The organism is Amycolatopsis sp. w19, from assembly GCF_051373225.1.
Classification (GTDB): domain Bacteria; phylum Actinomycetota; class Actinomycetes; order Mycobacteriales; family Pseudonocardiaceae; genus Amycolatopsis; species Amycolatopsis japonica.
In genome coordinates this window covers 760,595-785,001 of the sequence record NZ_JBPQFM010000001.1, presented here as the reverse complement: position 1 = coordinate 785,001, position 24,407 = coordinate 760,595, and the positions used below count along the sequence as shown (strand labels likewise).

Annotated in this window: 23 protein-coding genes; 16 read left to right on the top strand and 7 right to left on the bottom strand. The window is 68.9% G+C overall.

Going from position 1 to position 24,407, the window contains the following annotated elements:
* Positions 1 to 12 precede the first annotated feature (12 nt).
* Both ACSMFO_RS03545 and aztA read right to left on the bottom strand, forming a co-directional pair.
* Positions 13 to 489 carry an SMI1/KNR4 family protein gene (locus ACSMFO_RS03545; protein WP_436456890.1) on the bottom strand — a complete coding sequence of 159 codons (477 nt, stop codon included), beginning with the start codon at positions 487 to 489 and terminating at the stop codon, positions 13 to 15.
* 9 nt (positions 490 to 498) lie between these two features.
* Complete coding sequence (gene aztA, locus ACSMFO_RS03540; protein ID WP_436456889.1) at positions 499 to 1,233, bottom strand: zinc ABC transporter ATP-binding protein AztA; 735 nt, start codon at positions 1,231 to 1,233, stop codon at positions 499 to 501.
* A gap of 48 nt (positions 1,234 to 1,281) precedes the next feature.
* Between aztA and aztB the strand changes: the two genes are divergently transcribed.
* The 4 genes from aztB to aztD are packed head-to-tail and all read left to right on the top strand — an operon-like array spanning position 1,282 to position 5,415.
* On the top strand, positions 1,282 to 2,133 hold the full coding sequence (aztB, locus tag ACSMFO_RS03535) for a zinc ABC transporter permease AztB (protein WP_360097905.1): 852 nt from the start codon (positions 1,282 to 1,284) through the stop codon (positions 2,131 to 2,133).
* The gene (locus ACSMFO_RS03530; protein ID WP_436456888.1) at positions 2,130 to 3,320 is read left to right on the top strand and encodes a hypothetical protein; all 1,191 of its coding nucleotides are present in this window, start codon (positions 2,130 to 2,132) and stop codon (positions 3,318 to 3,320) included. Before aztB ends, ACSMFO_RS03530 begins: the two co-directional genes overlap by 4 nt.
* Complete coding sequence (gene aztC / locus ACSMFO_RS03525; protein WP_378418784.1) at positions 3,317 to 4,216, top strand: zinc ABC transporter substrate-binding protein AztC; 900 nt, start codon at positions 3,317 to 3,319, stop codon at positions 4,214 to 4,216. The genes ACSMFO_RS03530 and aztC overlap by 4 nt, the downstream gene beginning before the upstream one ends.
* A gap of 26 nt (positions 4,217 to 4,242) precedes the next feature.
* On the top strand, positions 4,243 to 5,415 hold the full coding sequence (gene aztD, locus ACSMFO_RS03520; RefSeq protein ID WP_436456887.1) for a zinc metallochaperone AztD: 1,173 nt from the start codon (positions 4,243 to 4,245) through the stop codon (positions 5,413 to 5,415).
* 305 nt (positions 5,416 to 5,720) lie between these two features.
* On the opposite strand, the gene ACSMFO_RS03515 is transcribed toward aztD, so the two are convergent.
* Complete coding sequence (locus tag ACSMFO_RS03515; protein ID WP_073843236.1) at positions 5,721 to 6,356, bottom strand: response regulator; 636 nt, start codon at positions 6,354 to 6,356, stop codon at positions 5,721 to 5,723.
* A complete protein-coding gene (locus ACSMFO_RS03510; protein ID WP_436456886.1) occupies positions 6,353 to 7,528 on the bottom strand; it encodes a sensor histidine kinase in 1,176 nt (391 codons plus the stop codon). The genes ACSMFO_RS03515 and ACSMFO_RS03510 overlap by 4 nt, the downstream gene beginning before the upstream one ends.
* Positions 7,529 to 7,699: 171 nt before the next feature.
* Here ACSMFO_RS03510 and ACSMFO_RS03505 point away from each other — a divergent pair, with 171 nt between their 5' ends.
* The 6 genes from ACSMFO_RS03505 to ACSMFO_RS03480 all read left to right on the top strand — a co-directional run bounded on the left by ACSMFO_RS03505 (position 7,700) and on the right by ACSMFO_RS03480 (position 13,779).
* A complete protein-coding gene (locus ACSMFO_RS03505) occupies positions 7,700 to 8,782 on the top strand; it encodes an ABC transporter permease (RefSeq protein WP_436456885.1) in 1,083 nt (360 codons plus the stop codon).
* Positions 8,779 to 9,462, top strand: a complete 684-nt coding sequence (locus ACSMFO_RS03500) for an ABC transporter ATP-binding protein (RefSeq protein ID WP_436456884.1) — start codon at positions 8,779 to 8,781, stop codon at positions 9,460 to 9,462. The genes ACSMFO_RS03505 and ACSMFO_RS03500 overlap by 4 nt, the downstream gene beginning before the upstream one ends.
* Positions 9,463 to 9,631: 169 nt before the next feature.
* On the top strand, positions 9,632 to 10,492 hold the full coding sequence (locus tag ACSMFO_RS03495; RefSeq protein WP_436456883.1) for a universal stress protein: 861 nt from the start codon (positions 9,632 to 9,634) through the stop codon (positions 10,490 to 10,492).
* 12 nt (positions 10,493 to 10,504) lie between these two features.
* The gene (locus ACSMFO_RS03490; protein WP_360131763.1) at positions 10,505 to 11,110 is read left to right on the top strand and encodes a CBS domain-containing protein; all 606 of its coding nucleotides are present in this window, start codon (positions 10,505 to 10,507) and stop codon (positions 11,108 to 11,110) included.
* Positions 11,107 to 11,991: a universal stress protein gene (locus ACSMFO_RS03485; RefSeq protein ID WP_436456882.1), complete on the top strand. Its 885-nt coding sequence runs from the start codon at positions 11,107 to 11,109 to the stop codon at positions 11,989 to 11,991. The genes ACSMFO_RS03490 and ACSMFO_RS03485 overlap by 4 nt, the downstream gene beginning before the upstream one ends.
* Before the next feature lie 51 nt (positions 11,992 to 12,042).
* The gene (locus ACSMFO_RS03480; protein WP_436456881.1) at positions 12,043 to 13,779 is read left to right on the top strand and encodes a GAF domain-containing protein; all 1,737 of its coding nucleotides are present in this window, start codon (positions 12,043 to 12,045) and stop codon (positions 13,777 to 13,779) included.
* On the opposite strand, the gene ACSMFO_RS03475 is transcribed toward ACSMFO_RS03480, so the two are convergent.
* Positions 13,776 to 14,438 carry a response regulator transcription factor gene (locus ACSMFO_RS03475; RefSeq protein WP_436456880.1) on the bottom strand — a complete coding sequence of 221 codons (663 nt, stop codon included), beginning with the start codon at positions 14,436 to 14,438 and terminating at the stop codon, positions 13,776 to 13,778. The two genes, ACSMFO_RS03480 and ACSMFO_RS03475, sit on opposite strands and share 4 nt — an antisense overlap.
* Before the next feature lie 42 nt (positions 14,439 to 14,480).
* Positions 14,481 to 14,633, bottom strand: coding sequence for a hypothetical protein (locus tag ACSMFO_RS03470; RefSeq protein WP_436456879.1), 153 nt, complete (start codon positions 14,631 to 14,633; stop codon positions 14,481 to 14,483).
* Between ACSMFO_RS03470 and ACSMFO_RS03465 the strand changes: the two genes are divergently transcribed.
* The 6 genes from ACSMFO_RS03465 (at position 14,632) to ACSMFO_RS03440 (ending at position 23,621) form a co-directional block, all read left to right on the top strand.
* The gene (locus ACSMFO_RS03465) at positions 14,632 to 15,618 is read left to right on the top strand and encodes an Acg family FMN-binding oxidoreductase (protein ID WP_436456878.1); all 987 of its coding nucleotides are present in this window, start codon (positions 14,632 to 14,634) and stop codon (positions 15,616 to 15,618) included. The genes ACSMFO_RS03470 and ACSMFO_RS03465 overlap by 2 nt on opposite strands.
* A gap of 495 nt (positions 15,619 to 16,113) precedes the next feature.
* On the top strand, positions 16,114 to 17,382 hold the full coding sequence (locus tag ACSMFO_RS03460; RefSeq protein ID WP_436456877.1) for an aspartate kinase: 1,269 nt from the start codon (positions 16,114 to 16,116) through the stop codon (positions 17,380 to 17,382).
* Positions 17,379 to 21,443: a Pls/PosA family non-ribosomal peptide synthetase gene (locus tag ACSMFO_RS03455; RefSeq protein ID WP_436456876.1), complete on the top strand. Its 4,065-nt coding sequence runs from the start codon at positions 17,379 to 17,381 to the stop codon at positions 21,441 to 21,443. Before ACSMFO_RS03460 ends, ACSMFO_RS03455 begins: the two co-directional genes overlap by 4 nt.
* Positions 21,440 to 22,810, top strand: coding sequence for an aspartate aminotransferase family protein (locus tag ACSMFO_RS03450; protein WP_436456875.1), 1,371 nt, complete (start codon positions 21,440 to 21,442; stop codon positions 22,808 to 22,810). The genes ACSMFO_RS03455 and ACSMFO_RS03450 overlap by 4 nt, the downstream gene beginning before the upstream one ends.
* Positions 22,811 to 23,012: 202 nt before the next feature.
* Positions 23,013 to 23,363 carry a beta/gamma crystallin domain-containing protein gene (locus ACSMFO_RS03445; protein ID WP_038513360.1) on the top strand — a complete coding sequence of 117 codons (351 nt, stop codon included), beginning with the start codon at positions 23,013 to 23,015 and terminating at the stop codon, positions 23,361 to 23,363.
* A gap of 108 nt (positions 23,364 to 23,471) precedes the next feature.
* Entirely contained in the window at positions 23,472 to 23,621 is a 150-nt protein-coding gene (locus tag ACSMFO_RS03440; RefSeq protein WP_198941630.1) for a hypothetical protein, read from the top strand.
* Positions 23,622 to 23,638: 17 nt separating this feature from the next.
* Here the strand turns inward: ACSMFO_RS03440 and ACSMFO_RS03435 are convergent, their stop codons facing one another.
* Positions 23,639 to 24,280, bottom strand: a complete 642-nt coding sequence (locus ACSMFO_RS03435; protein WP_073843221.1) for a hypothetical protein — start codon at positions 24,278 to 24,280, stop codon at positions 23,639 to 23,641.
* Positions 24,281 to 24,407: the final 127 nt, after the last annotated feature.

Below are 24,407 nucleotides of genomic sequence, written 5' to 3'. Positions count from 1 at the left end.
GTCAGGGGAGTGTCACGTCACACCGCGCCCGTCGTCGAGCCGCTCGGCGATCTCGTCGAGGATCTCGGTGACGCTCGCCCAGCCGGAGTCGTAGATCCCTTCACTGGCGTACCACTCCATGACCCGGCCGTGGTGCTCGCCCTGCCGGAGATCGACGCACAGCAGGCCGCCGTCGATGGACCGGCCGATGGGCAGAACCGCTGTGCAGTACGGGAATCCGTTCGCGCCCGCCTGCTTGAGGTGCGTTCCTTCGGGAGTGCAGCAGCCAGGGTCGGGGTACTGCGACTGTCGGGCGTACTCCTCCTCGGCACGCGCCACCGACAGAGGCAGGTAGCCCTTCGGGACCAGCTCTACGGATCGGTTCCCCGCTCCGTGATCGCGCTGGTCGTCGACGCCGCCCATGAGGGCCCACCAGGTGAGCAGCTCGGGCGGGAGTTCGAGGCCGACGCGAGTTTTCAGGCGCTCGAGGTCCTGCCACGTCGCTTCCACCGGTACACCCTAGCGAGCATCGGCGGCTCCTGGCCGAATTCCGGTCGGAAGACCCCAGGCGTCCGCCACCCGCTCCGGGGTCAGCACGGAAGCGGGCGCGCCTTCACCGACGAGGCGGCCGTCCTGCAGCAGCAGGCAGTGATCGGCCCGTCCCGCCACTTCGAGATCGTGCGTGACCCGCAGAACCGTCGTGCCCTCGGCGAGTGCGGCGCGCAAGGCTTCGTCGATCAAACGGCGGGCGTGCAGGTCGAGACCGGCCGATGGCTCGTCGAGCAGCAGCAACCCGGATCGCTGGGCGAGTCCCTGCGCCACCAGCGCGCGTTGCCGCTGCCCGCCGGACAGCATGCCGATCGGCCGGTCCGCGATCGACGTGATCTCCAGTAGCTCCAGGCATTCCCCGACGATCTTTCGGTCCGACTTGGACAGTCGTCGCCAATGTCCCCGGTGCGCCCAGCGGCCCATTGTGACGGTCGCGCGCACGGTGATCGGCAGCGATCGCGACACCTCGCTCTGCTGGGTCACGTAGGCGACGCGGCCCGGATCCCGGCGGGTCACCGAACCGGTGGTCGGCGGGAGCACACCCGCGACGAGGTTGAGCAGCGACGACTTGCCCGCGCCGTTCGCGCCGGCGACCGCGGTGAGCCGCGCCGACGGGACCTGGGCGGTGATCCCGCGCAGCACCTCGCGGGAGCCGTAATGGGCGTGCGCACGGTCGATCGTGAGCGCCGTTGTGTCCGGGGTCATCCCACCCTCTTTCAGATAATGACAATCATTACCACTATAGTGTGACGCGTGGAGTGGTTGCTGATCCCCTTCGAGGTGTCGTTCGTTCAGCGCGCGCTGGTGGCGGGAGTGCTGGTTTCGGCGGTGTGCGCGGTCGTGGGCACCTGGGTGGTGTTGCGCGGCATGGCGTTCATCGGCGACGCGATGTCGCACGGCATGTTGCCCGGCGTGGCGATAGCCTCGCTGACCGGCGTGAACCTGCTGATCGGTGCGGCGATCAGCGCCGGCGTGATGGCGCTCGGGGTGACGGCGCTCGGGCGTTCGCGGCGGCTTTCCGAGGACACCACGATCGGGCTGTTGTTCGTCGGCATGCTCGCGAGCGGCGTGATCATCGTGTCGCACTCGCGGTCGTTCGCCGTCGATCTCACCGGATTCCTGTTCGGTGACGTGCTCGCCGTCGGATCCGGCGACCTGGTGGGCCTCGCGATCACCCTGCTCGTCGTGGGGGTGGTGGCGCTGGTGGGACACCGTTCGTTCACCGCACTCACCTTCGACGTCCGCAAAGCGCACACCCTGGGGCTGCGGCCACGGCTCGCGAACGCGGTGCTGCTCGGACTGGTCACGCTCACGATCGTCGCGTCGTTCCGTGTCGTGGGGACGCTGCTGGTGTTCGGCCTGCTCATCGCCCCCGCCGCGGCGGCGCTCTTCTGGTCGCGGCGGATCACCACGATCATGCTCGTCGCGGCGCTGCTCGGTATCGCCGCCACGGTCGGCGGTCTGCTCGTGTCCTGGCATTGGGGCACCGCGGCGGGCGCGACCATCGCCGCCGCCGCGGTCCTCCTGTTCTTCCTTTCCGCGTTCCTGTCGTTCGTACGACAGCGATTCCGTTCCCTGACACCGGAGATCGAGTGCTCACGATGAAACTGAAAGCAGTGACGGCGGTCGTCGCGGCGCTGACCTTGGCGGCGTGCGGCGGGGAGCAGCCGAAGGAGGTGACCGCGGAAGTCCCGCACGGCTACGTCGAAGGCGCCGAGGAGGCGGCAGAGGCGCAGTCGCGGCTGATCGTCGCCGACTCGGACACGGGCGCGGTGCGGGTCGTGGACCTCATCACCGAGGAGGTGCACGAAGTCGGGCGTGTCGACGGTGTGCAAGCCGTGACCGGCGACGGCCGCTTCGGCTACCTGACCGCGGGAGACGGCACGATCCGGATGATCGACAGCGGGTCCTGGATGGTCGACCACGGTGACCACGTCCACTACTACCGGGCGAAGGTCCGTGATGTCGGGGTGGCGCCGGGAAAGCAGCTTTTGGCGGCCTACAGCGATCCCGCCGTCTCGGCACTGTCCTATTCGGACGGAACGGCGACCCTGCTCGACCGTGCCGCGCTGGACAAGGGGACGGTCACCGACCTGGGGAAGATCCCGCGCGAGCCGCATGCCGGCGTCGCGATCCCGTACGGCGAGCACATCATCGCCACGGTGGCGGACGCAGGTAAGCCGTTCGCCCGCGGAGTGCGTGTTCACGACCGCCAGGGCAAGGCCGTGGCCGAGATCGGCCAGCCATGTCCGGAACTGCGGGGCCAGGCGGTGACCCGGCGTGGTGTCGTCTTCGGATGCGCGGACGGCGCTCTGCTGGTGAGCGAAAAGGACGGTGCGTTCACCGGGGTGAAGATCCCGTATCCGCGCAGCGTCACCGCTCAGGAACGTGCCACCGCTTTCTTCCATCGGCCGGGTGGCGCCACGCTGGCCGCCCAGGCGGGCGAATCGGCCGTGTGGGCGCTGGACGTCGGACGCCGCAGCTGGCAGTACGTCGAGACCGGGCCGGTCGCCGCGGTGAACGCCGTCGGTGAGGGCGGCCCGCTGCTGGTCCTCAGCCGAGACGGGAAGTTGCGCTCCTTCGACGGCACCGGAAAGGAACAGACGGCGATCCCGCTCCTGGCTCCGGAAGCGACAGCCGCCGCCTCGATCCAGGTCGATTCGACGCGCGCCTACGTCAACAACCCGCTGTCCGCGGACGTGTACGAGATCGACTACAACGACAACCTCCGGCGTGCCAGGACCCTGAAGGTCGGCGGCAAGGCGGGCCACATCGTGGAGACCGGCCGATGAGGCGCCGGGCACTCGCCCTGGTCGCGGTGGCGCTGCTGGCGGCGGCGGGGTGCTCCGGAAGCGGCGGGGGCGGCAAGTCGGTCGTCGTCACGACGAACATCCTCGGCGACATCACCCGCGCCGTCGTCGGCGATCAGGCCGAAGTGACCGTGTTGATGAAGCCGAACGCCGATCCGCACTCGTTCGGTATCTCCGCACAGCAGGCCGCCCAGGTCGAGCGGGCGGGCCTGATCGTCTACAACGGACTCGGGCTCGAAGAGGGCATGCTGCGCACCGTCCGCACAGCCGAGGAAAACGGCGTACCGGCGCTGCCCGCCGGGGAGCGGGTGAACCCGATCAGTTACGCCGACAACAAGCCGGACCCGCATTTCTGGACGGATCCGGCACGGGTGCGCGACGCGGTGAAGACGATCGCGGACGAGGTCGTCGCCCATGTCGGCGGCGTCGACGAAGCGGTCATCCGCGCGAACGCCGACCGCTATCGCGGGGAGATCGAAGCGCTCGACCGCATGATGACCGAGAAGTTCGGCGGGATTCCCCGCGAACGCCGGAAGCTGGTGACGAATCACCACGTGTTCGGCTACCTGGCCCAGCGGTTCGGGTTCGAGGTCGTCGGCGCGGTGATTCCCGGCGGGACGACGCTCGCGTCGCCCAGCTCCTCGGATCTGAAATCCCTCGCCGACACCGTTCGCGCTGCGGGAGTGCCGGTGATCTTCGCGGATTCCTCCCAGCCGGACCGGCTCGCGCGGGTACTGGCCGAGCAGGCGGGGCTGCACGTCCAGGTGGCCCCGTTGTTCTCCGAGTCGCTCAGCGAACCAGGCCAGGGTGCGGCCACCTACCTGGAAATGATGCGCGCCAACACCGAATCGATCACCACCGGTTTGACCCGTTCCTGATCGGAACAGACGAAAGGCACAGTGAAATGGCACGGAAGACCCGATATCTCGCGCTGATGGCGACGACGGCGAGCACCCTCGCACTCGCCGCCTGCGCGACCGAACAGCCGGCGGCGGAACCCGGAAAGAACGCGGCTCCGGCTCCCGTCGTCGCGAATCCGGTGGCGGTCACCTACGACGGCGGAATCGTCCTGCTCGACGGGAAGTCCCTGCAGGTCGCGAAGAACCTTCCGCTGGAAGGCTTCAACCGGCTCAACCCGGCCGGGAACGACCGGCACCTCATGGTCTCGACCTCCACCGGGTTCCGGGTCCTCGACGCCGTCGGCGCCGTCCTGACGGACAACGAAGTGAAGGCGGCCAAGCCGGGCCACGTCGTCCGTCACGCCGGTAAGACGGTGCTGTTCGCCGACGGGACCGGCGAAGTGACCGTCTTCGACCCGAAGACGATCGGCACCGCGGCCTTCCCCGCGCCGAAGCACAAGACGCCGGAAGCACACCACGGCGTGGCCGTAGAACTCGAGAACGGCGAACTGGTGACCACCGTCGGGAACAAGGACAAGCGGTCCGGGATCGTGGTGCTGGACAAGGACAAGAAGGAGATCGCGCGCAACGAGCAGTGCCCCGGTGTGCACGGTGAAGCCGCCGCGCGCGGGGAGGCGATCGTGGTCGGCTGCCAGACCGGCGCGCTGATCTACCGGAACGGTGTGATCACCAAGGTGACCAGCCCGGATGCCTACGGGCGCATCGGTAACCAGGCGGGTTCGGACGTCTCGCCGATCACCTTGGGCGACTACAAGGTCGACGAAGCGGCCGAGCTCGAGCGCCCGACCCGGATTTCCTTGATCGACACCGAGAAGGCCACGCTCAAGCACGTCGACATCGGGACCAGCTACACCTTCCGTTCGCTGGCCCGCGGTCCTCAGGGCGAGGCGCTGGTGCTGGGCACCGACGGTCAGATCCACGTGATCGACCCGGTGAGCGGTGCGGTGACGAAGAAGATCGCCGTCATCGGCACCTGGCAGGAGCCGATCGAGTGGCAGCAGCCGCGCCCGGCGATCTTCGTCCGCGGCGGAACCGCCTACGTCACCGATCCCGGCAAGAAGAAGATCCACTCGGTCGACCTCGCGTCCGGCGCGAAGACCGCGACCGGCACGATCCCGGGAACGCCGAACGAGGTCAGCGGCGTGCTCGGAGGCTGATCAACTCGTGCCCCACCACGCAGCCGCGCCTTCGCTCCCCTTGCGGTGTGGGTCGAGTCCGAGGGGTTCGGGGCGTTGTACGTCCTGGCTCGTCCGCGCTTGGATTCGTTCATGAAGGATTTGGGACGGTGAACGTCCCAAATCCTTCATGGACAACGCTCGGCCCGGTCTGAACGGAGCTAATCCCGCTCACGCACAGGTCAGACGTAGATCAACGAATACCGGTCCGTGAATGCCTCCTTGAGGGACCCAGAGTCCCTAAGGAGGCATTCACGGACGGAGCCGAAACCTGCCGCGGCAGGCGGTCAGCGGCGGATGAGGCCCAGGTCGGTCGCGGTGGCGACGGCGGCGGTGCGCGAGTCGACGCCGAGTTTGGTGTAGCTGCGGGCGAGGTGGGATTTCACGGTGCCTTCGGTCAGGTGGAGCCGTTCCGCGATGGCCCGGTTGGACAGGCCGTCGGCGACCAGGACCAGGACTTCGATCTCGCGCAGTGTCAGCGCGGTGGTGGGCATCCGCATCCGGTTCATCAACCGGTCGGCGACGGTCGGGGCGAGGGTGGTGCGTCCGGCGGCGGCGGTACGGACGGCGGTCACCAGCTCCTCGGGTGGGGCATCCTTGAGGAGATAGCCGGTGGCGCCCGCTTCGATGGCGGGCAGTGTGTCGGCGTCGGTGTCGTAGGTGGTGACGATCAGCACGCGCGGAGCGTCCGGCCGCGCCGTGATCACCGCGGTGGCTTCGGCGCCGGTCATGCCGGGGCCGAAGCGCAGATCCATCAGCACGACGTCGATGTCGCCTTCGGCCGCGCGGGACACCGCTTCCTCCGCGGTCGCGGCTTCGGCGGAGACGATGAGACCGGGTTCGGTTTCCAGCAAGGCGCGGAGGCCCGCCCGGACGATCGGATGATCGTCGGCGAGCAGGAGCCGGATCGCGGGTTCGGTCACGGACGTTCCTTGGTTTCGACGGGCAGCCGCACGGACAACTCGGTGCCGTGGCCGGGGGAGGACTCGATGGCGAAGGTTCCGTCCAAGGCTTCGACTCGGGTCCGCATTGCGGTCAGGCCGAAGCCGCTGTGTTCCGGATCGAAGCCGACACCGTTGTCGACGACGTCGAGGAGGACGTGCTCGTCGAGGTAGCACAGGGTGACTTCGGCGGTGGACGCGTCGGCATGACGGACGGTGTTCGCGAGGGCCGCCTGGCCGATGCGCAGCAGGGTGACCTCGTACGCGGTCGGCAGGGGAGTGGGCGTACCGGTGAACCGGAACCGTGCGGTGATCAGGTGCCGGGCGCTGGTGGTGGCACACAACCGTTCCAGCGCGTCGGTGAGCGTGGTGTCGTCGAGCGCCGGCGGGGACAGCGCGACGACGAAGCGGCGGGCTTCGGCCAGGTTGTCGGCGGCCGCCTGCCGGGCCTGCTCGACGTAGCGGGCGGCGTTCCCGGCGGTGTCGGGCAGGGTTCTTTCCGCGGCACGCAACAGAAGTTGAATGCTCGACAGCCCTTGGGCGAGGGTGTCGTGGATCTCGTGGGCCAGCCGTTCCCGCTCGGCGAGCACTCCGGCCGCGTGCTGGGCTTCGGCGAGATCGGCGCGGGTGGCGGTCAGTTCCTCGATCAGGTTCCGGCGTCGTTCGCTTTCGCGGTACAGCGCCTGGTATCCCCAGACGACCGCGACCGCCACGGCTGCTCCCAGCGCCGGGCCGATCGCCGCAGCCGGGACGAAGGAACCTTGGTGGGCGGCGAACGCGGTGATCGCCGCGAACGCGGTCGCGATCACCGCGACCAGGCCCTGACGGCGCGGCAGCAGATGCAACTGCAGGAAGTACAGCGGGAAGGCGACCCAGACGCCGTCGGCGGTCAGCACCAACAGGACCAGCCACACGACGCCCACCGCGATCAGCCACCACAGGGCGGCCTGCCGGGACGTCCTGACACGCGGCAGGAGCGGGCCTGCCGCGTACACGACAGCGCACGCCAACGCCGTCGCGACGACCGCTCCCGCGTCGGACGAGCGGTCCGCCACCGCACGGACGGCCGCGAGTGCGAGCAGGGCGATGAGCAGCAGGTGCAGACACCAGGTCAGCACCCGGCTGGTCGGGGTCAAAGGGGGCGCGGTGGTCACAGTGCCTCCAGATTACGGAGCGCGACCGGCGGGCGCCTCTATCCAAAGGTAGAACCGGCGTGCCGTCTTCCGGCGGGCGAAGTGCCATCTCCGGCCAGATGTCGTCGCGGTCTCCGGCCGCGATCGTGGAGAGGTAACCAGCCCACCCGCCGGAGAGGACAGACCGGAACCGTGTTCGTCGCCTGGAGAGATCTGAGATTCGCCAAAGGGCGGTTCGCCCTGATGGGAGCCGTGGTCGTGCTGATCACCCTGCTGGTCGGCCTGTTGTCCGGGCTCACCGCCGGGCTGGGTGAGCAGAACATTTCCGCGATCACCGGCCTGCCCGCCGACAAGATCGTCTTCGCCGCTCCTGGTGACGGGCAGAGCCTTTCCTACGCCAACTCCGCGATCACCGAGACGCAGCGGCGGCAGTGGGCCGAATCCCCGGGCGTCACCGGCGCCGAGCCGTTGGGCATCTCCACCACCAAGGCCACCGCGGGAAACCGCAGTGCCGGGATCTCCGTCTTCGGAGTCCGGCCCGGTTCGGCGCTCGCCCCGGGCGGCGCGAACATCACCCGCGGCTCGGTGGTGCTGTCGACGTCCGCCGCCGACGACCTGGGTGTCCGGAGCGGGGACGTCATCGCCGTGGCAGGGCGTCAGCTGACGGTCTCCGCCGTGTCGGGGGACGCCTGGTTCAGCCACACCCCGGTGGTATGGGCAGGCCTCGACGTTTGGGCGAAGACGGTGCCACCCACCGGCGGCGAGCCGAGCGCGACGGTGCTCGCGCTGACCACCACTGCCGACGCCGATCTCGCGGCCACCGATCTCGCCGCCGGCACGAAGACGGTCTCGAAGAGCGACTCGTTGTCCGCGATCGGCTCCTACGCCTCGGAAAACGGCTCGCTGCAACTGATGCGAGGGTTCCTGTTCGCCATCTCCGCGCTCGTGATCGGCGCCTTCTTCACCGTCTGGACGATCCAGCGCAGCGGCGACATCGCCGTCCTCAAGGCGCTGGGAGCGAGTACGGCCTTCCTGCTGAAGGACGCGCTCGGCCAGGCTGTCGTCCTTCTCGTCGGCGGCACCGCCGTCGGCACCGCACTGGCCGTCGGCCTCGGCGCGGTCGTCGCCGGATCCGCCGTGCCCTTCCTGCTGACGCCGGCCACCGTGCTGGTCCCGGCCGCCGTGATGATCCTGCTCGGCGCTCTCGGGGCCGCGCTTTCCGTCCGCCGCATCACCTCCGTCGACCCGCTGACCGCATTGGGGAGTGCCCGATGAGCCTGAACCTGACCGATGTCACCCTCACCTATCCCGATGGCGATTCCCGCCTCACCGCCCTCGACGGCGTCACCCTGGACGTCCCGCCGGGCACGATCACCGCCGTCGCCGGGCCCTCCGGCTCGGGCAAGTCCAGCCTGCTCGCCGTCGCCGCCACCCTCATCACCCCGGACCACGGTTCCGTCACCATCGACGGCACTGAGACCACCGGGCTGAGCCGCGGTGAACTCACCGAGCTACGCCGCCGCAAGATCGGGATTGTCTTCCAGCAACCCAATCTGCTGCCCGCCCTCACCGCCGCCGAACAACTCCAGGTCATGGCCCGGATCGACGGCCGCTCCCCGTCGGCGGCACGCGGCGTGGCCCTGGATCTGCTCGACGCCGTCGGGCTCGGGCCGCAGGCCGGACGTCGCCCGCACCAGCTCTCCGGCGGCCAACGGCAGCGGGTGAACATCGCGCGTGCGCTGATGAACGAGCCCACCGTGTTGCTGATCGACGAACCGACGAGCGCCCTCGACCACGACCGCGGTGCCGCGGTCATCGATCTGATCACGCGCCTGACCCATCAGCGGGCCACCGCGACCGTCCTGGTCACGCACGACCGCGCCCATCTCACCGCGGTCGACCGGATCGTCGAAGTCCACGATGGACGGTTGGGCAGCCCCGCGCCGGTCGGCTGATCCGTCTCCGGTCATAGGGACTTTCGCCCCTTCCTCGTGGGCCGGTCGGCGACGCGACCGGGACCCGGGAGCAGGTGCCGGGGGACTTCGTCCTCTGCGATCGGGCGGTGCCGCCATTCGAGACTGGGACCGGCCCACAACAGCGGGTCCGACCTCGAAAGGAGCCGGGATGCCGATCGCCACGGAAGGTTCGATCGTCGCCGGGATCGACGGATCCCGCTCGGCGAGGACGGCGGCCCTTTGGGCGGCGGGCGCCGCTTCACGACGGGGTGTGCCGCTCCGGCTCGTCCATGTCTACGCCGTGCCGCTCGCGAAGGTACCGAGTGTTCTTCCACCGGCCGAGACGATCCGAGCGGGGTTCGCCGGTCTGGGAGAAGAGTGGGTGTCGCAGGTACGGGAGGCGGTGCTGGCCCGCTTTCCGTACCTGGTCGTCGAGACCGCGGTCCGGGAGTGGAGCGCGGTGCCCGCGCTGGTCCAGGAGTCCACCAGGGCGACGATGCTGGTGCTGGGATCACGGGGGCTGGGCGGGTTCACCGGACCGTTGATCGGTTCCACCGCGGTCGCGCTCGCCAAACACGGCCATTGCCCGATCGTGGTGGTCCGTGGCGCCTGGCGCGACGAGGACCGGATCGTGGTCGGCACGGACGGTTCTCCGGCGAGCGAGGGCGCCCTCGGGTTCGGCTTCGACGAAGCGAATTCGCGGAACGCCGGGCTGACCGTCGTCCGGACCTGGTCCGACCTGTCGGATCGGGTCGAGGACGACGAGCGGAAGTCGATCGAAGAGCAAGTGGCTCCGTGGCGGGACAAGTACCCGGAGGTGCCGGTCGAGTTCGTCCTGCGGCAGGGCCGTCCCGTCCGTGCACTGCTCGAACTCGGCAAGCGGGCGGGCCTGCTCGTCGTCGGCTGCCGTGGCCGCGGCGGATTCGAAGGGATGCTTCTGGGCTCGACGAGCCAGGCGCTGATCGCCCATGCGGAGTGCCCTGTCGCCGTCATCCGGCCCGCTGTAGCGAGCGACGACGCCGACCTGTGAGACGGGAACGACATGCGGGCAAGGGATCTGATGACGAGGCCGGTCGTCACCGTCACGGCGGGGACGAGCGCCAAACACGCGGCCGAACTGCTGACCGAGCACGGCTTCACCGCTCTCCCGGTGGTGGACGACGACGACCGCTTGATCGGCATGGTGACCGAGGCGGACCTGATCCGGGACCGATTCCCCGAAGACGTCCGGTTCGCCCGGCGTCCCGCCGGTCATGGGACGCCGGGCGCCACCGTGGCGGAGGTGATGACGACGCCCGCCACCGCGATGAGCGCCGGGGCGGACCTCGCCGAGGTCGGCAAGGCGCTGCTGGACGGGAAGATCCGGGCGATGCCCATTGTGGACGGTGCGGCGGTGGTGGGGATCGTCACCAGGGCCGACTTCGTCCGCGCCTTCGCGAGAGCCGACAGCGCGATCGCCGCCGACGTCCGGCACCACCTCGCGATCTACGGCGGCCCCGGCCGCTGGACGGTCGACGTCGAGGACGGCCTTGTCCGGATCGGGGACCGATACGGCAACGACACCGACCATCACGTCGCGAAGGTCATCGCGGAGGGGATCCCCGGTGTCGTCCAAGCGAAAGTGACCTACCAGGAAGGTGAGAGATGAGCCGGATCGTCGTCGGGGTGGACGGAGCGGAACCGGGCCGGGTGGCCGTGCGATGGGCGGCCACCGTCGCGGCCGAACGAGGTTTGGGGCTGCTGGTCGTGCATGCCCTGCATGTGGAGCAGTGGGCCTACGGTGGCGGTCTGGCCGGGCCGGTGCCGTGGTTCGACGTGCTCGCGGGCGAGGGCGGGCGTGTTCTCGAGGAGGCCGTGGCGGAAGCCGGATCGACCGCGCCCGGTGTCCGGGTCGACACCCTCATGCCCGCGGATTCGCCGGTCTCGACGCTGGTCGACGCGTCGAAGTCGGCCACGATGGTCGTGGTCGGCGGGACGGGCAAGGGCTTCTTCGGGCAGATGACCCTGGGATCGACGGCATCCGCGCTGATCGCGCACGCGCACTGTCCCGTGGTCGTGCTCCGGAGCAGGAAGGGAACGACGAATCAGCCCGACACGGGGCCGGTGGTCGTCGGGATCGACGGGAGCCCGACGAGCGAGCGGGCCCTGGAGGCCGCTTTCGACGAAGCCTCGCGCCGGTCCGCGACGCTGGTCGCCGTGCACGCGTGGTCGGACGTCACCTATGACGACGTCTACGGGATGGCGCGCCTGGTGAGCCAGTGGGAGTCCATTGAGGACGATGAGCGCAGGCTGCTCGCGCAACGTCTCGCGGGCTGGCAGGAGAAGTACCCGGACGTCACGGTGGAACGCTCGCTGGTGCGTGACCGGCCGCGGCAGGTTCTGCTGGAGTGGAGCGCCAAGGCGAGGCTCGTGGTCGTGGGCAGCCGCGGTCGTGGCGGGTTCACCGGGCTCCTGCTCGGCTCGACCAGCCAGGCGTTGGCCCAGCACGCGGAATGCCCTGTGATGGTGGTCCGCCGAATGGAACGCTGAGGCCGGTGCGGACGATGAACGAGTCGTCACCCTATCCGGAAGGAGGTGGCGATGGCGTCCGAGCCATCACCGGCGGGCGGGCATCCGCCGCCCAGCGCGGCGGTGCTGACCGGGCTCCGGCTGGACGAGTTGCTGCACGAGGTCCAGGAGCGGCTTTCGGAGATCGTCAAGACCCGTGACCGGCTGCAAGGGTTGCTCGACGCGGTTCTCGCGGTGGGGACCGGTCTCGAACTCGATTCGACCCTGCAGCGCATCGTCCAGGCCGCGGTCGAGCTGGTCGACGCCCAATACGGGGCGTTGGGTGTCCTCGGCGACGAGGACGGCCTCTCCCAGTTCGTGTACGTCGGCATCGAGCAGGACGTACGCGAGACGATGGGCCACCTGCCCGAGGGCAGGGGCCTGCTCGGCCTGCTCATCGAGGATCCGCAGCCGGTACGGGTCCCGGACCTTTCGGCGCATCCCGCCTCGGTCGGCTTCCCGGCCAACCATCCGCCCATGCACAGCTTCGTCGGTGTGCCGGTCCGGGTGCGGAACGAGGTGTTCGGGAACCTGTACCTGACCGAGAAACGCGGAGCCGCCGAGTTCACCGCGGACGACGAGGTCGTCCTGCAGGCACTCGCGGCGGCCGCGGGCGTGGCCATCGACAACGCTCGCCTGTTCGAGCGCTCCCGGACCCGGGAGCGGTGGCTCGAGGCGGTGGCGAAGGTCAACGGCGAGCTGCTCGGTGGCGCGTCGGTCGTGGACACGCTGGCACTGATCGTCGGAAGCGTCCGTGAGCTGGCCGGGGCCGACGAGGTGATGATCCTCCTCGCCGAAGACGGCGAGAAGGGAACGCGGCCGTTGACGGTCACCGCGGTGAGCGGCGGACGGCAGGGTCCGCTACGGGGGAAGCAGGTCTCCGGCGAGCATCCCTTGCTCGACGAGATCTTCGCCGGCGGGCAGACCTGTCTCGTCGCCGACCTCGGCACTGTGTTCGGTTCGGCGGACAAGGCGCTTTCCGGCCCCGGAGCGCTGGCGCCGTTGACCAGCGCGTCGGGTGTCGGCGGCGTGCTGGTCGCCAGCCGGGAGAAGGGCACGCAGCAGTTCAAGGCCGACCAGATCCCGATGTTGTCGTCGTTCGGCGACCAGGCCGCGGTGGCGCTCGAGTTCGCCGAAAAGCAGCGCAACCAGCGCCTGTTGGACGTGCTCGCCGACCGGGACCGGATCGCGCAGGACCTTCACGATCACGTCATCCAGCGGCTTTTCGCCACCGGTATGAGCCTCCAGAGCATCCTGCCGAGAGTGCCGGACGACTTCGCCCGCAACCGGGTCACGCAGGCCGTCGAGCAACTCGACCGGACCGTTCGCGAGATCAGGACCTCGATCTTCGACCTGCACACCGCGGGAGCGGGGGAGTCGGCCGGTCTCCGCCGGCGGCTGCTCGACATCGTCACGGAACTGACGACGGCTTCGGCCGTGACACCGTCGGTCCGGATCGCGGGCGCGGTGGACACCCTCGTGCCGGTCGAGGTGTACGAGCACGCCGAGGCCGTCGTCCGTGAGGCGTTGAGCAACGCCATCCGGCACTCCGGCGCGAAAGAGATCTCCGTGACCGTCGAGGCCGGCACCGAACTCGCCATCGAGGTGAGCGACGACGGCGTCGGGCTGCCCTCGTCCGGCAGGCGCAGCGGGCTCGACAACCTCTTGCAGCGTGCCGAACGATGCGGCGGATACGCCGAGTTCACCGGCAGGGAGGGCGGCGGGACCCGGATCGCGTGGCGTGTCCCGCTGTCGCACGAAAGCGCCTAGCGGTCGCCGAACAGGCGGAGCCGGTCTTCCTTCTTGAGCTCGTTCGCGAGCACGGCGGCCTGGGTCCGGCGCTGGATGCCGAGTTTGCCGAGGATGCGGGAAACGTAGTTCTTGATGGTCTTCTCTGCCAGGAAGAGCCGTTCGCCGATCTCCCGGTTGGTGAGCCCTTCCCCGATGAGCTCGAAGACCGCTCGTTCCTGCTCGGACAACCCGGCGATCGGATCGTCGCGGTCGTGCTCCCGGCGGATGCGGCTCATCAGGGCGGCGGTGGTGCGGCTGTCGAGCAGTGAGCCGCCTTCGGCGATGGTCCTGATCGCCGAGACGAGATCGTTGCCGAGCACCTGTTTCAGGACGAAGCCGGAAGCACCCGCCATGATCGCGGTGAGCAGGGCCTCGTCGTCGGCGTAGGACGTGAGCATCAGGCAACGCAGGTCGGTCCGGGTCGAGAGCAGCTCGCGGCACAGCTCGATGCCGGTGCCGTCCGGGAGGCGGACGTCCAGCACCGCGATGTCGGTTTCGGTCGCGGGAATCCGGGTGAGCGCTTCAGAGACCGACGCGGCTTCGCCGGAGATCTCGATGTCCGGCTCGCTGCCGAGCAGATCGGACAGCCCACGCCGGACGATCTCGTGATCGTCGACCAGGAACACCTTGGTCACCATGGCTCGTCCTCCCGCCGCAGGGTCCTGGCCGTGCTGCCGAACCTACTCCGGCACGCGGGACGGCACAGCGGCCTGGACGTCCCGGCGTCGTAGGGCTTTGGTCCCGGAGATCGGAGCCGTCCGCACCTGCGCACCGGTCCCGGTGTGGCGCACGGTGGATTCGAGCACGGCGCCACCGCGGAGGGCAGGGAGCATGGAGCGACGAGAGATCTGGTCGACGGGGGAGACGGAGGTCCTGGCACGGACCTTGCTTCGGGCGCCCTCGGTGCACAACACCCAGCCGTGGATCCTGGAGTTCGACGGCGGCAGGCTCCTGTTGATCGAACGCCGTGAGCTGACCCTCCCGGAACACGATCCGCTGGGCCGCGACCGGGTGATCTCCTGCGGCGCCGCTCTCACGAACCTGGAGCTCGCCGTCCGTGTGCTCGGCTACGCACCGCGCACGGAGACGTTCCCCGAACCGGGCCGCCCGGAAGTGGTCGCGTCGGTCACGCCAGACGAGCGTGCGTTGCCGTCCGCGGACGATCTGCACCGCTACTCGGCCATCGAACGACGGCGCAGCCACCGGCGGCGGTTCGCCGGCCGCCCCGTCTCGCCTCAGCGGATCGGCGAGCTGGTGGACACCGCCGCCTCGGCCGGCGTCGAAGCCAGGCCGATCCGTGACGAGCTGGAACTGGTTCACGTCGCCGAACTGCTCGAATTCGCGGCGGAAGCCCATCAGCACGACCACGGATACCAGCGCGAGCTCGCCCTGTGGACGATCCGGGACGAGGTCTCGCACCGACACGGTGTGGGGCTCGCCGCGACGGCGCTTCCTCCGGGCTCGCTGCCCTGGGCGGGCTTGGTCCGGCCGTCGACGGCCTTGCCGGACAGTGTGGTCCTGACCCATCGGCTGACGGAAGAGACGTTGCTCGTCTTCTTGACCCTCGACGACACCCGCCACGACCACTTGGCCGCGGGACAGGCCGTGCAGCGCACCTGGCTCGACGCGGTCGACGGAGGTCTCGTCGGCTCGGTGCTGACCCAGCCGCTGCATCTGCCCGAAGTGCGTTCGGCGTTGTGCGACGATCTCGAACTCGCCGGTTTCCCGCAGCTGATCATGCGGCTCGGCTATCCCGCCGGTGCGGTGCCGTCCAGCCCGCGCCGCGCGATCGACGAAATACTCGGTCGCGGTTTCTGAACCCGAGACTCCACAAAGGACATACGACGACTCGGTCCACGATATGGGACCGGGCGTCGTCATGTCCTCTTTCCGAACAGTGGGAAAAATGCTGGGTTTCGGCCACCGCGCGCGGCATGGTCATTTTGACGGGTTCCTCCTCGGCTTCGGGCACGTAAAAGGATCTCGTAACTTCCGGCGAGTGGGGAAATTCGTTCCGTTTTGTCACGCCGTCGTTCTCCCGAATTTCGAAGTCACTGCGAATACGTCATTCGTCTGCCCTAATTCCATCGAACTCGGCTGTTTGCCGTCATAACCTTGCGCGCTGTCGTCGGGTTATGGCCTGGGGGAAACGGACGACCGATCTTTCGTACTTACGGAGGTACCCGTGGAAAGTGTCCCGCACTACTTTCCAATCCTGTCACCTCCGCCAGGGCATCTTGTCCGGCAGGCACTTCCGAACTCTGCCGTATACCCCACCGCGAATGCGGCCACTGTGGCTACCTATTAAGGAAAATGGTGAATTCTTCCCCGAAACTCGACGTCAGCCCGAATCCACCCCTGTCGCAGACGCGAAACGAAGGACTGGTCATACGAAAATACGGAGGCTCGTCGCTGGCCACGCCGGAAATGGTGAACGACGTGGCCGCCGAAGTGGCCGCGATCGCCGAAGCGGGAGATCGGGTGGTCCTGGTCGTGTCGGCGATGGGGGACAGTACCGACCGGTTGATCGCGCTGGCTGGCGAGTTCGCCGAACCGCCCGCTCCCCGAGAACTCGACCAGTTGATGGCGACCGGTGAACAGGTGTCCGCGTCGGTGCTCGCGATGGCGTTGGCCGAGCGCGGGATCGAGGCCGTCTCGTTGTCCGGTGACCAGGCGGGGATCGAGGTCGCGGGCGAACCGGGCGCGGGGACCATCGTGCGGGTCGATCCGGGCAAGATCGTCGCGCGGCTGCGTGACGCGCGGGTCGTCGTGGTCGCCGGGTTTCAGGGGCGCGACGCCGACGGCGAACTGCTGACCTTGGGCCGAGGCGGTTCCGACACCACCGCGGTGGCGCTCGCGGCCGCGCTCGGCGGTTCCGAATGCGAGATCCGGACCGATGTGCACGGCGTTCGCACGGCCGATCCCCGGATCGTGCAAGACACCCGGGCGGTCCGGAGGATCTCGTACGACGCCATGGTGGAGCTCGCCGGGCTCGGCGCACGGGTGCTGCATCCCAGATCCGTCGAGCTCGCGCGCCGTCACGGAGTGGCGGTGCGGGTGACGCACGCGTCGGATCCCGGCCCGTCGACCGTCGTGACGGCGGAAGAACCGTCGCTGGAAGGCACTCCCCGCGTCATCGGCATCGCCCACGAGCGCGACGTGCGGCTCGTCCGCGTCGAGGTTTCGGCCTCCGGCCCGGACCACTACGCGCGCGTTCTCGCGACGCTGGCGGGCTGCGGGGTGCGGCCGGACAACCTGAGCTGGCCCGATCCCGGCGAACTGCGGTTCACCGTCCGGGGGACCGAGCCGCTCGGCCTGCCGATCACCCGGCTCGCGATGGAACTGGACGCCCGCTCGACAGTGTTCGAGGAACTCGGCTCGGTTTCCGTGGTCGGCACCGCGCTGCTCGATCCGCCCGGGTTCCTCCCCGAGTTGCTCCGAGTCCTCGCCGACCACCGGGTCACGGTGCCCGCGATGACGACCTCGCAGTCGCGCCTCACCGCCGTGATCCCCGCCGACGCCGTGGACACGACCGTCCGCGCCCTGCACGACTCGTTCGGCTTGTCGGCGGACAGGACATGAGCCCCTACGGACTGCCGTCGGGCCAGTTCACCACCGATGGCCTGGTCCTGACCTGCGACGGCCACGACCAGCGGATTCGATGGCGGGTCGGCGATCGGCTGGAAGAGTTGTACGAGCGGCTCTGCGACCGGCTGCGAGCCGACGGCCTCGGCGACCGTCTCGCGGTCGACGCCGAGGGCGAGAAGCTCACGTTCGACGGCTTGGACGAGCGGGCGAATCGGCTCGCCCGGCACCTGCGAGCCCACGGGGTGCGGCCCGGCGACCGGATCGGGTTGTTGTTCAGCGAGCCGGTTCACCCCTACGTCGCGATGCTCGCCGTGCTCAAGGTCAACGCGGCTTATGTACCGCTGGACGCGGGGTTTCCGGACGACCGCTTGGCCTACATCGTCCAGGACGCCGGCGTCCGGCTCGTGGTGTCGACCGCCGACCTGCGTAACCGGTTCGAGCCGGGCAGTGTCGAGGTGCTCTGTGTCGACGATAACTCGGATCGCATCGCCGGGTTTTCGGGCGAGCGGCTCACCGCAGTCGAAAAGGGTGCACCGGCCGACGAACTCTGTTACGTCGTCTACACGTCCGGCTCGACCGGGCGGCCGAAGGGCGTGACGATCGACCATGCCTCGATCTGCAATTTCGTCCAGGTCGCCGCCGAGGTTTACGGCATCCAGGACACCGACCGGGTCTACCAGGGCATGACGATCGCGTTCGACTTCTCGGTCGAGGAGATCTGGGTGCCGTTGCTGAGCGGCGCGACGCTCGTGCCGAAACCCGGCGGCGCCGCGCTCGTCGGTCACGACCTCCTCGAATTCCTGCGGGACAACAAGGTCACCGCGTTGTGCTGCGTCCCGACGCTGCTGGCCAGCCTCGACGAGGACCTGCCGCTGCTGAGATTCCTTCTGGTTTCCGGTGAAGCGTGCCCCGAAGACCTCGTGCGCCGCTGGTATCGCCCGGACAGACGGTTCCTCAACGTCTACGGCCCGACAGAGGCCACTGTCACCGCGACGTGGTCGGTGCTGCGGCCCGATCGGCCGGTGACCATCGGCGTGCCCCTGCCGACGTATTCCGTGGTCATCCTCGACCCGGACGAGCCGAGGGCGCTGGCCGCAGGTGAGCTCGGCGAGATCGGCATCGCCGGGATCGGGCTCGCCGGCGGCTACCTCAACCGGGCCGACCTGACCGAGCGCGCGTTCATCCCGGACTTCCTCGGCATCGGGCACAATCCGTCCCAGCGCATCTACCGCACCGGTGATCTGGGCCGGATCACCCCGGACGGCGAGATCGAATACCACGGCCGCGCCGACACGCAGGTGAAGATCCGTGGCTACCGGGTCGAACTCACCGAGATCGAGTCGGTCCTCCTGCAGATCCCCGGAATCGCCCAGGCGGTGGTCGAAACCCACCATCCGGAACCCGGCACCGTCGAACTGGTCGCCTACTACAGCCTGCGCCGCGACCAGGCGGATGTCGATCCCGGTGAACTCCGTGGTCGTCTGGCGGAACTGCTGCCGGGCTACATGGTGCCCGCCTATCTCGAAAGGCTCGACCACATCCCGCTGACCCCGGCGGGCAAGGCCGACCGCAAGCATCTCCCGGCGCCCAGCGGTCCGCGAAGAGCGGGAAACGACGTCGGCTACGTGGCACCGGCCACCGAAACCGAACTCCGCTTGGCGGAGGCGTTGGGCGGTGTCCTCGGGATCGAGCGGATCTCGGCGACGGGGCACTTCTTCGACGACTACGGGGCCGACTCCCTGCTGCTGGCCAAGTTCTGCGCGGTGATCCGGGAACGTGGAGACCTCGCGCCGTTGTCGGCCAGGGACGTGTACCTCAACCCCACCGTTCGCGGTCTCGCCGAGTCGGCCGCCGCCGCGTCCCAGGTGACGGTCGCTCGCGCCGAGGAGCCGCGCCGCGCGTCGACCGGGTCGTACGTCCTTTGTGGAGTTTTCCAGCTCTTGGCGTTTCTGGCCTACGCGGCCGGTTCGGGCTGGATCCTGGACACGGGATTCGCCTGGATCTCCGCAGCGACGGGGTTCGTCGAGAGCTACGCGCGCGCCGCCGGACTCGGGCTCGTCGTCTTCGTCATCATGTCCGTGGTGCCGATCGTGGCGAAATGGGCGATCGTCGGCCGGTGGAAGCCGGGGGAGATCCCGTTGTGGAGCGTCGGCTACCTGCGCTTCTGGACGGTCAGGACGTTGGTCAGGTTCAGCCCGCTGATGCTGTTCATCGGTACGCCGCTGTACTCGTGGTACCTGCGTGCGCTCGGCGCGGACATCGGCAAAGGCGCCGTGATCCTGTCTCGGAACCCGCCGGTGTGCACCGATCTGGTCAGCGTCGGTGCCGGGGCGGTGATCCGGAAGGACGCGTACTTCTCGTGCTACCGCGCCAGGGCGGGGCGGATCCAGACCGGTCGGGTCACCCTCGGCGACAACGCCTTCGTCGGTGAGATGACCGTGCTCGACATCGGCACGGCACTCGGCCACGACTCACAGCTCGGCCACTCGTCGTCGTTGAACTCCGGGCAATCCGTCCCCGATGGCGAAAGCTGGCACGGGTCGCCCGCTCGTCTCTCCACGGTGGACTACCGGGCGCTGGGAACGGTCCCGCGCGGCAGGCTCAGGCCGATCGTCTTCTGCGCGTCCAGCCTGCTGCTCCTGCTCTCGGTGACGCTTCCCGTGACCCTGGGCGGAGCCGACGTGTTCGTCGACCGCTGGCTCACCACGACGACGGACTTCACGAGCTGGGCCTTCTATCGCGGCCGGATCCTCGACTCCGCTCTGCTGTACTTCGGGGCGTTGCTCGCCGGACTCGCGGTCGTCCTCGTGATCCCGCGCCTGCTCGGCCTCTTCCTCCGGCCGGATCGTGTCTATCCGCTCTACGGCAGGCATTTCGCCATCCAACGGTTGATCGCGCGGCTGACCAACATGCGTGCGTACACGTACCTGTTCGGCGACAGCAGCTACATCGTGTACTACCTGCGCGCGCTGGGATACGACCTGTCGAAGATCCGGCAGACCGGATCCAACTTCGGGGTCGAGGTCAAGCACGAGACGCCGTTCCTCAGCACGGTCGGCACCGGGACGATGGTCTCGGACGGTCTTTCGCTGCTCAACGCCGACTTCTCGTCCTCGTCGTTCCGGCTGCGCAGGACGTCCGTCGCGCCGGAGGCGTTCCTGGGCAACGAGATCGCCTTCCCGCCGGACGCGCGGATCGGCCGGAACTGCCTGCTGGCCACCAAGGTGCTCGTTCCGCTGGACGGGCCGGTCCGGGAGAACGTCGGCCTGCTGGGGTCGCCCGCCTTCGAGATCCCCCGGACCGTCCGCCGCGACACCGGATTCGAGCATCTCGGCAGCGGGGACGCGCTGCGCCGGGGCCTTCGGGGGAAGAACCGCCACAACACCGTCACCATCGGCGTCTACCTGCTCGTGCATTGGCTGCACCTGCTCGGAATCCTGTTGATCAGCACGGCGGCCGGTGCCCTGCACGAGCGGATCGGTCCACTCGCGGTCGGTGTCGGCATCGTGGCGACACTCGTGTTCTCGGTCGCGTTCCTCATGGCGGCGGAACTCGCCGTGCAGGGCTTCCGGGCGCTGCGGCCGAGGTTCTGCTCGATCTACGATCCGGTCTTCTGGCGGCACGAGCGGTTCTGGAAGCTCAGCCCGGCCCGCTATCTCGCACTGTTCAACGGGACGGCGTTCAAACCGTTCCTGCTGCGTCGTCTCGGCGTCCGGGTCGGCCGCCGGGTCTTCGACGACGGGTGCGCGATCCCGGAGCGGTCGCTGGTGAGCATCGGCGACGACTGCGTGCTCAACCTGCACACCGTCGTGCAAGGACATTCGCTCGAGGACGGCACGTTCAAATCCGACTACATCGACATCGGCGCGGGGTGCACCCTCAGCACCGGCTCCTTCGTCCACTATGGAGTGACGATGGCGGACGGGGCGATCGCCGAAGCGGACGCGTTCCTGATGAAGGGCACCACGGCACCGGCCCGGACCCGCTGGTACGCCAATCCGGCGGTCGAACTCGACACGGCGGAAGAGATCACCGCGGCAAGGAGGCTGCCATGACCCGCACTCCCACGGCGAGACCGGCACTCGCCCCTCGCGTCGAAGGTGCCCTGCCCGGGCCGCGTTCGGCCGAGTTCCTCGAACACCAGCGACAGTGGGAATCCAGCGCGCGGGCGTATCCACGCCACCTGCCGATCGCCATCGCGGGCGCGGAGGGCAGCTACCTGTGGGACATGGACGGGAACGTCTTCGTCGACTTCCTGGCGGGCGCGGGCGTACTCTCCCTCGGCCACAACCATCCCGAACTGGTGCACGCGGCCACCGAACAGATGCACGTACTCACCCACGGCCTGGACTTCCCGACGGCGGCGAAACGCGAGTTCGTCGACGCCCAGCTGTCCATGCTGCCGCCGGGCCTGAGCTCACGGATGCGGATGCATTTCTGCGGTCCCGGTGGCGCCAACGCCGTGGACGCCGCGATCAAACTGTGCAAGACCGCGACCGGACGCGGTGACCTGGTGTCGTTCCAGGGCGGGTTCCACGGCTCGAGTCACGCCGCGATGGCGTTGACCGGGCTCGTCGCCCAGAAACGGCCGATCGCCAACGGCGTGCCCGGCGTGCATTTCTTCCCGTACTCCTATTGCGCCCGGTGCCCGGTGGGGCTTTCGCCGGACACCTGCGCGACCAACTGCGTCGGCCTGCTGGAACGGTCGCTGCGAGATCCCAACGGCGGCATCCCCCTTCCCGCCGCGGTGATCCTGGAGATGGTGCAGGGCGAAGGCGGGATCATCCCGGCGGACCGCGACTTCGTGCGCCGGGTCCGCGCGCTGACCGCGGAACTGGACATCCCGCTCGTCGTCGACGAGGTGCAGACCGGTTGCGGCCGCACCGGGACCTGGTTCGCGTTCGAGCACTACGACATCGAGCCCGACGTGATCATCGCCTCGAAGGCCTTGAGCGGGATGGGACTCCCGGTGGCGGTGATCTTCTACGACCGGCGGCTGGACGGCTGGGCACCCGGCGCGCACACCGGGACGTTCCGCGGCAACCAGGCCGCGTTCGCCGCCGGCGCGGCGGCGGTCCGCATCATCCGGCGGGACGACGTGCTCGGCAATGTCCGGCAGCGCGGGCGACAACTCGCGCAACGGCTCGGCGCCCTGCACGGCGACGTCTGGGTCCGCGAGGTGCGCGGCCTCGGCCTGATGTGGGGGATCGAGCTGGCCGATCCGCGCGACGGCCGCCCGGCCGGCGGATACGCCCGCGCCGTGCAGGCGTACGCGTTGCAGCACGGGCTGATCGTCGAACTCGGCGGCCGCGACGACAGCGTGATCCGCCTGATGCCGCCGCTGACCGTGACCGCCGAGGAGATCGACCTCGCCTGCGCGATCCTGCTGGACGCGATCGAGCGCTGTGGCCCGCCGCAGTAGGGAATCCGCAGGTCCCGCCTCGTGAGTGGTGAGGACGGTTCTAACCGTCCGCACCACTCACGAGGCCGTTGCCTCTTCGGACAGCGTCGGTGTGCGCAACAGGCAGCATCGCGGACTTTTCGTTCTTCGCCGCTCTTGCGTGGATAGGCTCGCTCACGCCCGGTCGGGCAGCTATCCGTTGCGAGGAAAGGAATCCAGCCCCATGCGGAAGAGTGCCAAGAGGCTTTCGGTCGTCGGTGCGGCCGCGCTCGGCCTGCTCGTCGCGGTTCCGGCGAGCCCGGCCTTCGCCATCGACCAGGTCGCCTGCGGCAACAGGGACGACTTCGTGAAGCTGGACATCTCGTTCGGCAACGGGATGGGCACCAACCGGTGCTTCGCGAACGGCGGCGTCACCGGCACGGACATCGGCGGGGTCTACAACGTCACTTCGGGCAACAACAAGGTGACGGTCAACTACGAGCGCAACGGCCGGTACGAATCGTCGACCCTCGGGTACTGGCAGGGGGTCGGTTTCGCCGGGACCGTCCGGGTGTACGAGGTGCGCATCTGGTGACGATCGCCTCAGGGGGAGCGACCAAAACTCCGGATACGGCCCGTGATCGATACCCGGCCGTTAGAGTGAACAGTCGCTGTAGTCGTCACCCTTGAGGAGTAGCAGTTCATGATCGCCGAGAGCGCGAACCAGCAGAGCGTGACCTTCCCGCAGGAAGCTACGCCGATCTTCGATCTGGTCGCGAAGATGGTGTCGCGGACGCAGACCGAGGACGAGCACGAGTTGGACCGCGAAGCCGGTCTCGCGACGTCGGTGTAGCTTCCTGCCGCGGCAGGTCATTCAGCCGGTGTCCCGGCGTGGCCGCGCAGTTCCGCGGCCGTGCGACGGGCGTGGGCCAGTCCGTCGAGTATCCATTGCGGGGGCTGCCGGTCGTTGGTCGCGATCCGCTCGTAGGCGGCGACGAGCCGTTCCGCGATCTTCAGGCGGGCTTCCACGGCAGGCGGTTCGGGGTCGCTCTGCTCGGCCGGGATCGTGACCAGGGCCAAGTGTCCGGCAGGCGCGCGAGTCGTGGGCTCGGTGGTCGTGTCGGACCGCTGTTCCACCGTGGGCAGGCGTCGAAGGCGGAGGGTCGTCTGCTCGGTGTTTCCCGGCACACCCTCGCGGCGTGAGCCCTGCGCGGGGAAGGGGTCCGCCCGGAACCGTGCGACCGAGGGCCAATACCGGGTTCGAGCCGACTTCGGTGTCTCCCCGTCGAGACCGCCCGCGATCTCCTGCCAGGTCTTTCCGTCGAGTCGCGCGGCGACCACCGCCGCCTCGACGATCTGCTGCGCCATCCCGATCAGGCCGGAGTGGTCCGGCGGGGTGGAAGCGTCCACCCTGGCGGCGTTCGCCGCGAGATCGGCCAGTTCCGCCGCGTGCGCGGCGAGGACCAGATGGGCCCGGGTGGCCGCGGCGGGGATGGTGTGGCGTGTGGTCACCGTCCGCTCCTCGTGGCAGGCCGGAGGCTCGACAAGAGGCTCGCGGAATCCCGCATGCCGTGACTCACAGGTGTTCTCACCTTCTCTGATATGCAGACTTGCATAAATATGCAATTAATGGATGTGC

Excerpts from the sequence above, each read along its gene's own strand:
- aztA (WP_436456889.1), bottom strand. The coding sequence starts at position 1,233 with ATGACCCCGGACACAACGGCGCTCACGATCGACCGTGCGCACGCCCAT.
- ACSMFO_RS03530 (WP_436456888.1), top strand. The coding sequence starts at position 2,130 with ATGAAACTGAAAGCAGTGACGGCGGTCGTCGCGGCGCTGACCTTGGCG.
- aztC (WP_378418784.1), top strand. The coding sequence starts at position 3,317 with ATGAGGCGCCGGGCACTCGCCCTGGTCGCGGTGGCGCTGCTGGCGGCG.
- aztD (WP_436456887.1), top strand. The coding sequence starts at position 4,243 with ATGGCACGGAAGACCCGATATCTCGCGCTGATGGCGACGACGGCGAGC.
- ACSMFO_RS03500 (WP_436456884.1), top strand. The coding sequence starts at position 8,779 with ATGAGCCTGAACCTGACCGATGTCACCCTCACCTATCCCGATGGCGAT.
- ACSMFO_RS03495 (WP_436456883.1), top strand. The coding sequence starts at position 9,632 with ATGCCGATCGCCACGGAAGGTTCGATCGTCGCCGGGATCGACGGATCC.
- ACSMFO_RS03490 (WP_360131763.1), top strand. The coding sequence starts at position 10,505 with ATGCGGGCAAGGGATCTGATGACGAGGCCGGTCGTCACCGTCACGGCG.
- ACSMFO_RS03485 (WP_436456882.1), top strand. The coding sequence starts at position 11,107 with ATGAGCCGGATCGTCGTCGGGGTGGACGGAGCGGAACCGGGCCGGGTG.
- ACSMFO_RS03480 (WP_436456881.1), top strand. The coding sequence starts at position 12,043 with ATGGCGTCCGAGCCATCACCGGCGGGCGGGCATCCGCCGCCCAGCGCG.
- ACSMFO_RS03475 (WP_436456880.1), bottom strand. The coding sequence starts at position 14,438 with ATGGTGACCAAGGTGTTCCTGGTCGACGATCACGAGATCGTCCGGCGT.
- ACSMFO_RS03465 (WP_436456878.1), top strand. The coding sequence starts at position 14,632 with ATGGAGCGACGAGAGATCTGGTCGACGGGGGAGACGGAGGTCCTGGCA.
- ACSMFO_RS03470 (WP_436456879.1), bottom strand. The coding sequence starts at position 14,633 with ATGCTCCCTGCCCTCCGCGGTGGCGCCGTGCTCGAATCCACCGTGCGC.
- ACSMFO_RS03460 (WP_436456877.1), top strand. The coding sequence starts at position 16,114 with ATGGTGAATTCTTCCCCGAAACTCGACGTCAGCCCGAATCCACCCCTG.
- ACSMFO_RS03455 (WP_436456876.1), top strand. The coding sequence starts at position 17,379 with ATGAGCCCCTACGGACTGCCGTCGGGCCAGTTCACCACCGATGGCCTG.
- ACSMFO_RS03450 (WP_436456875.1), top strand. The coding sequence starts at position 21,440 with ATGACCCGCACTCCCACGGCGAGACCGGCACTCGCCCCTCGCGTCGAA.
- ACSMFO_RS03445 (WP_038513360.1), top strand. The coding sequence starts at position 23,013 with ATGCGGAAGAGTGCCAAGAGGCTTTCGGTCGTCGGTGCGGCCGCGCTC.
- ACSMFO_RS03440 (WP_198941630.1), top strand. The coding sequence starts at position 23,472 with ATGATCGCCGAGAGCGCGAACCAGCAGAGCGTGACCTTCCCGCAGGAA.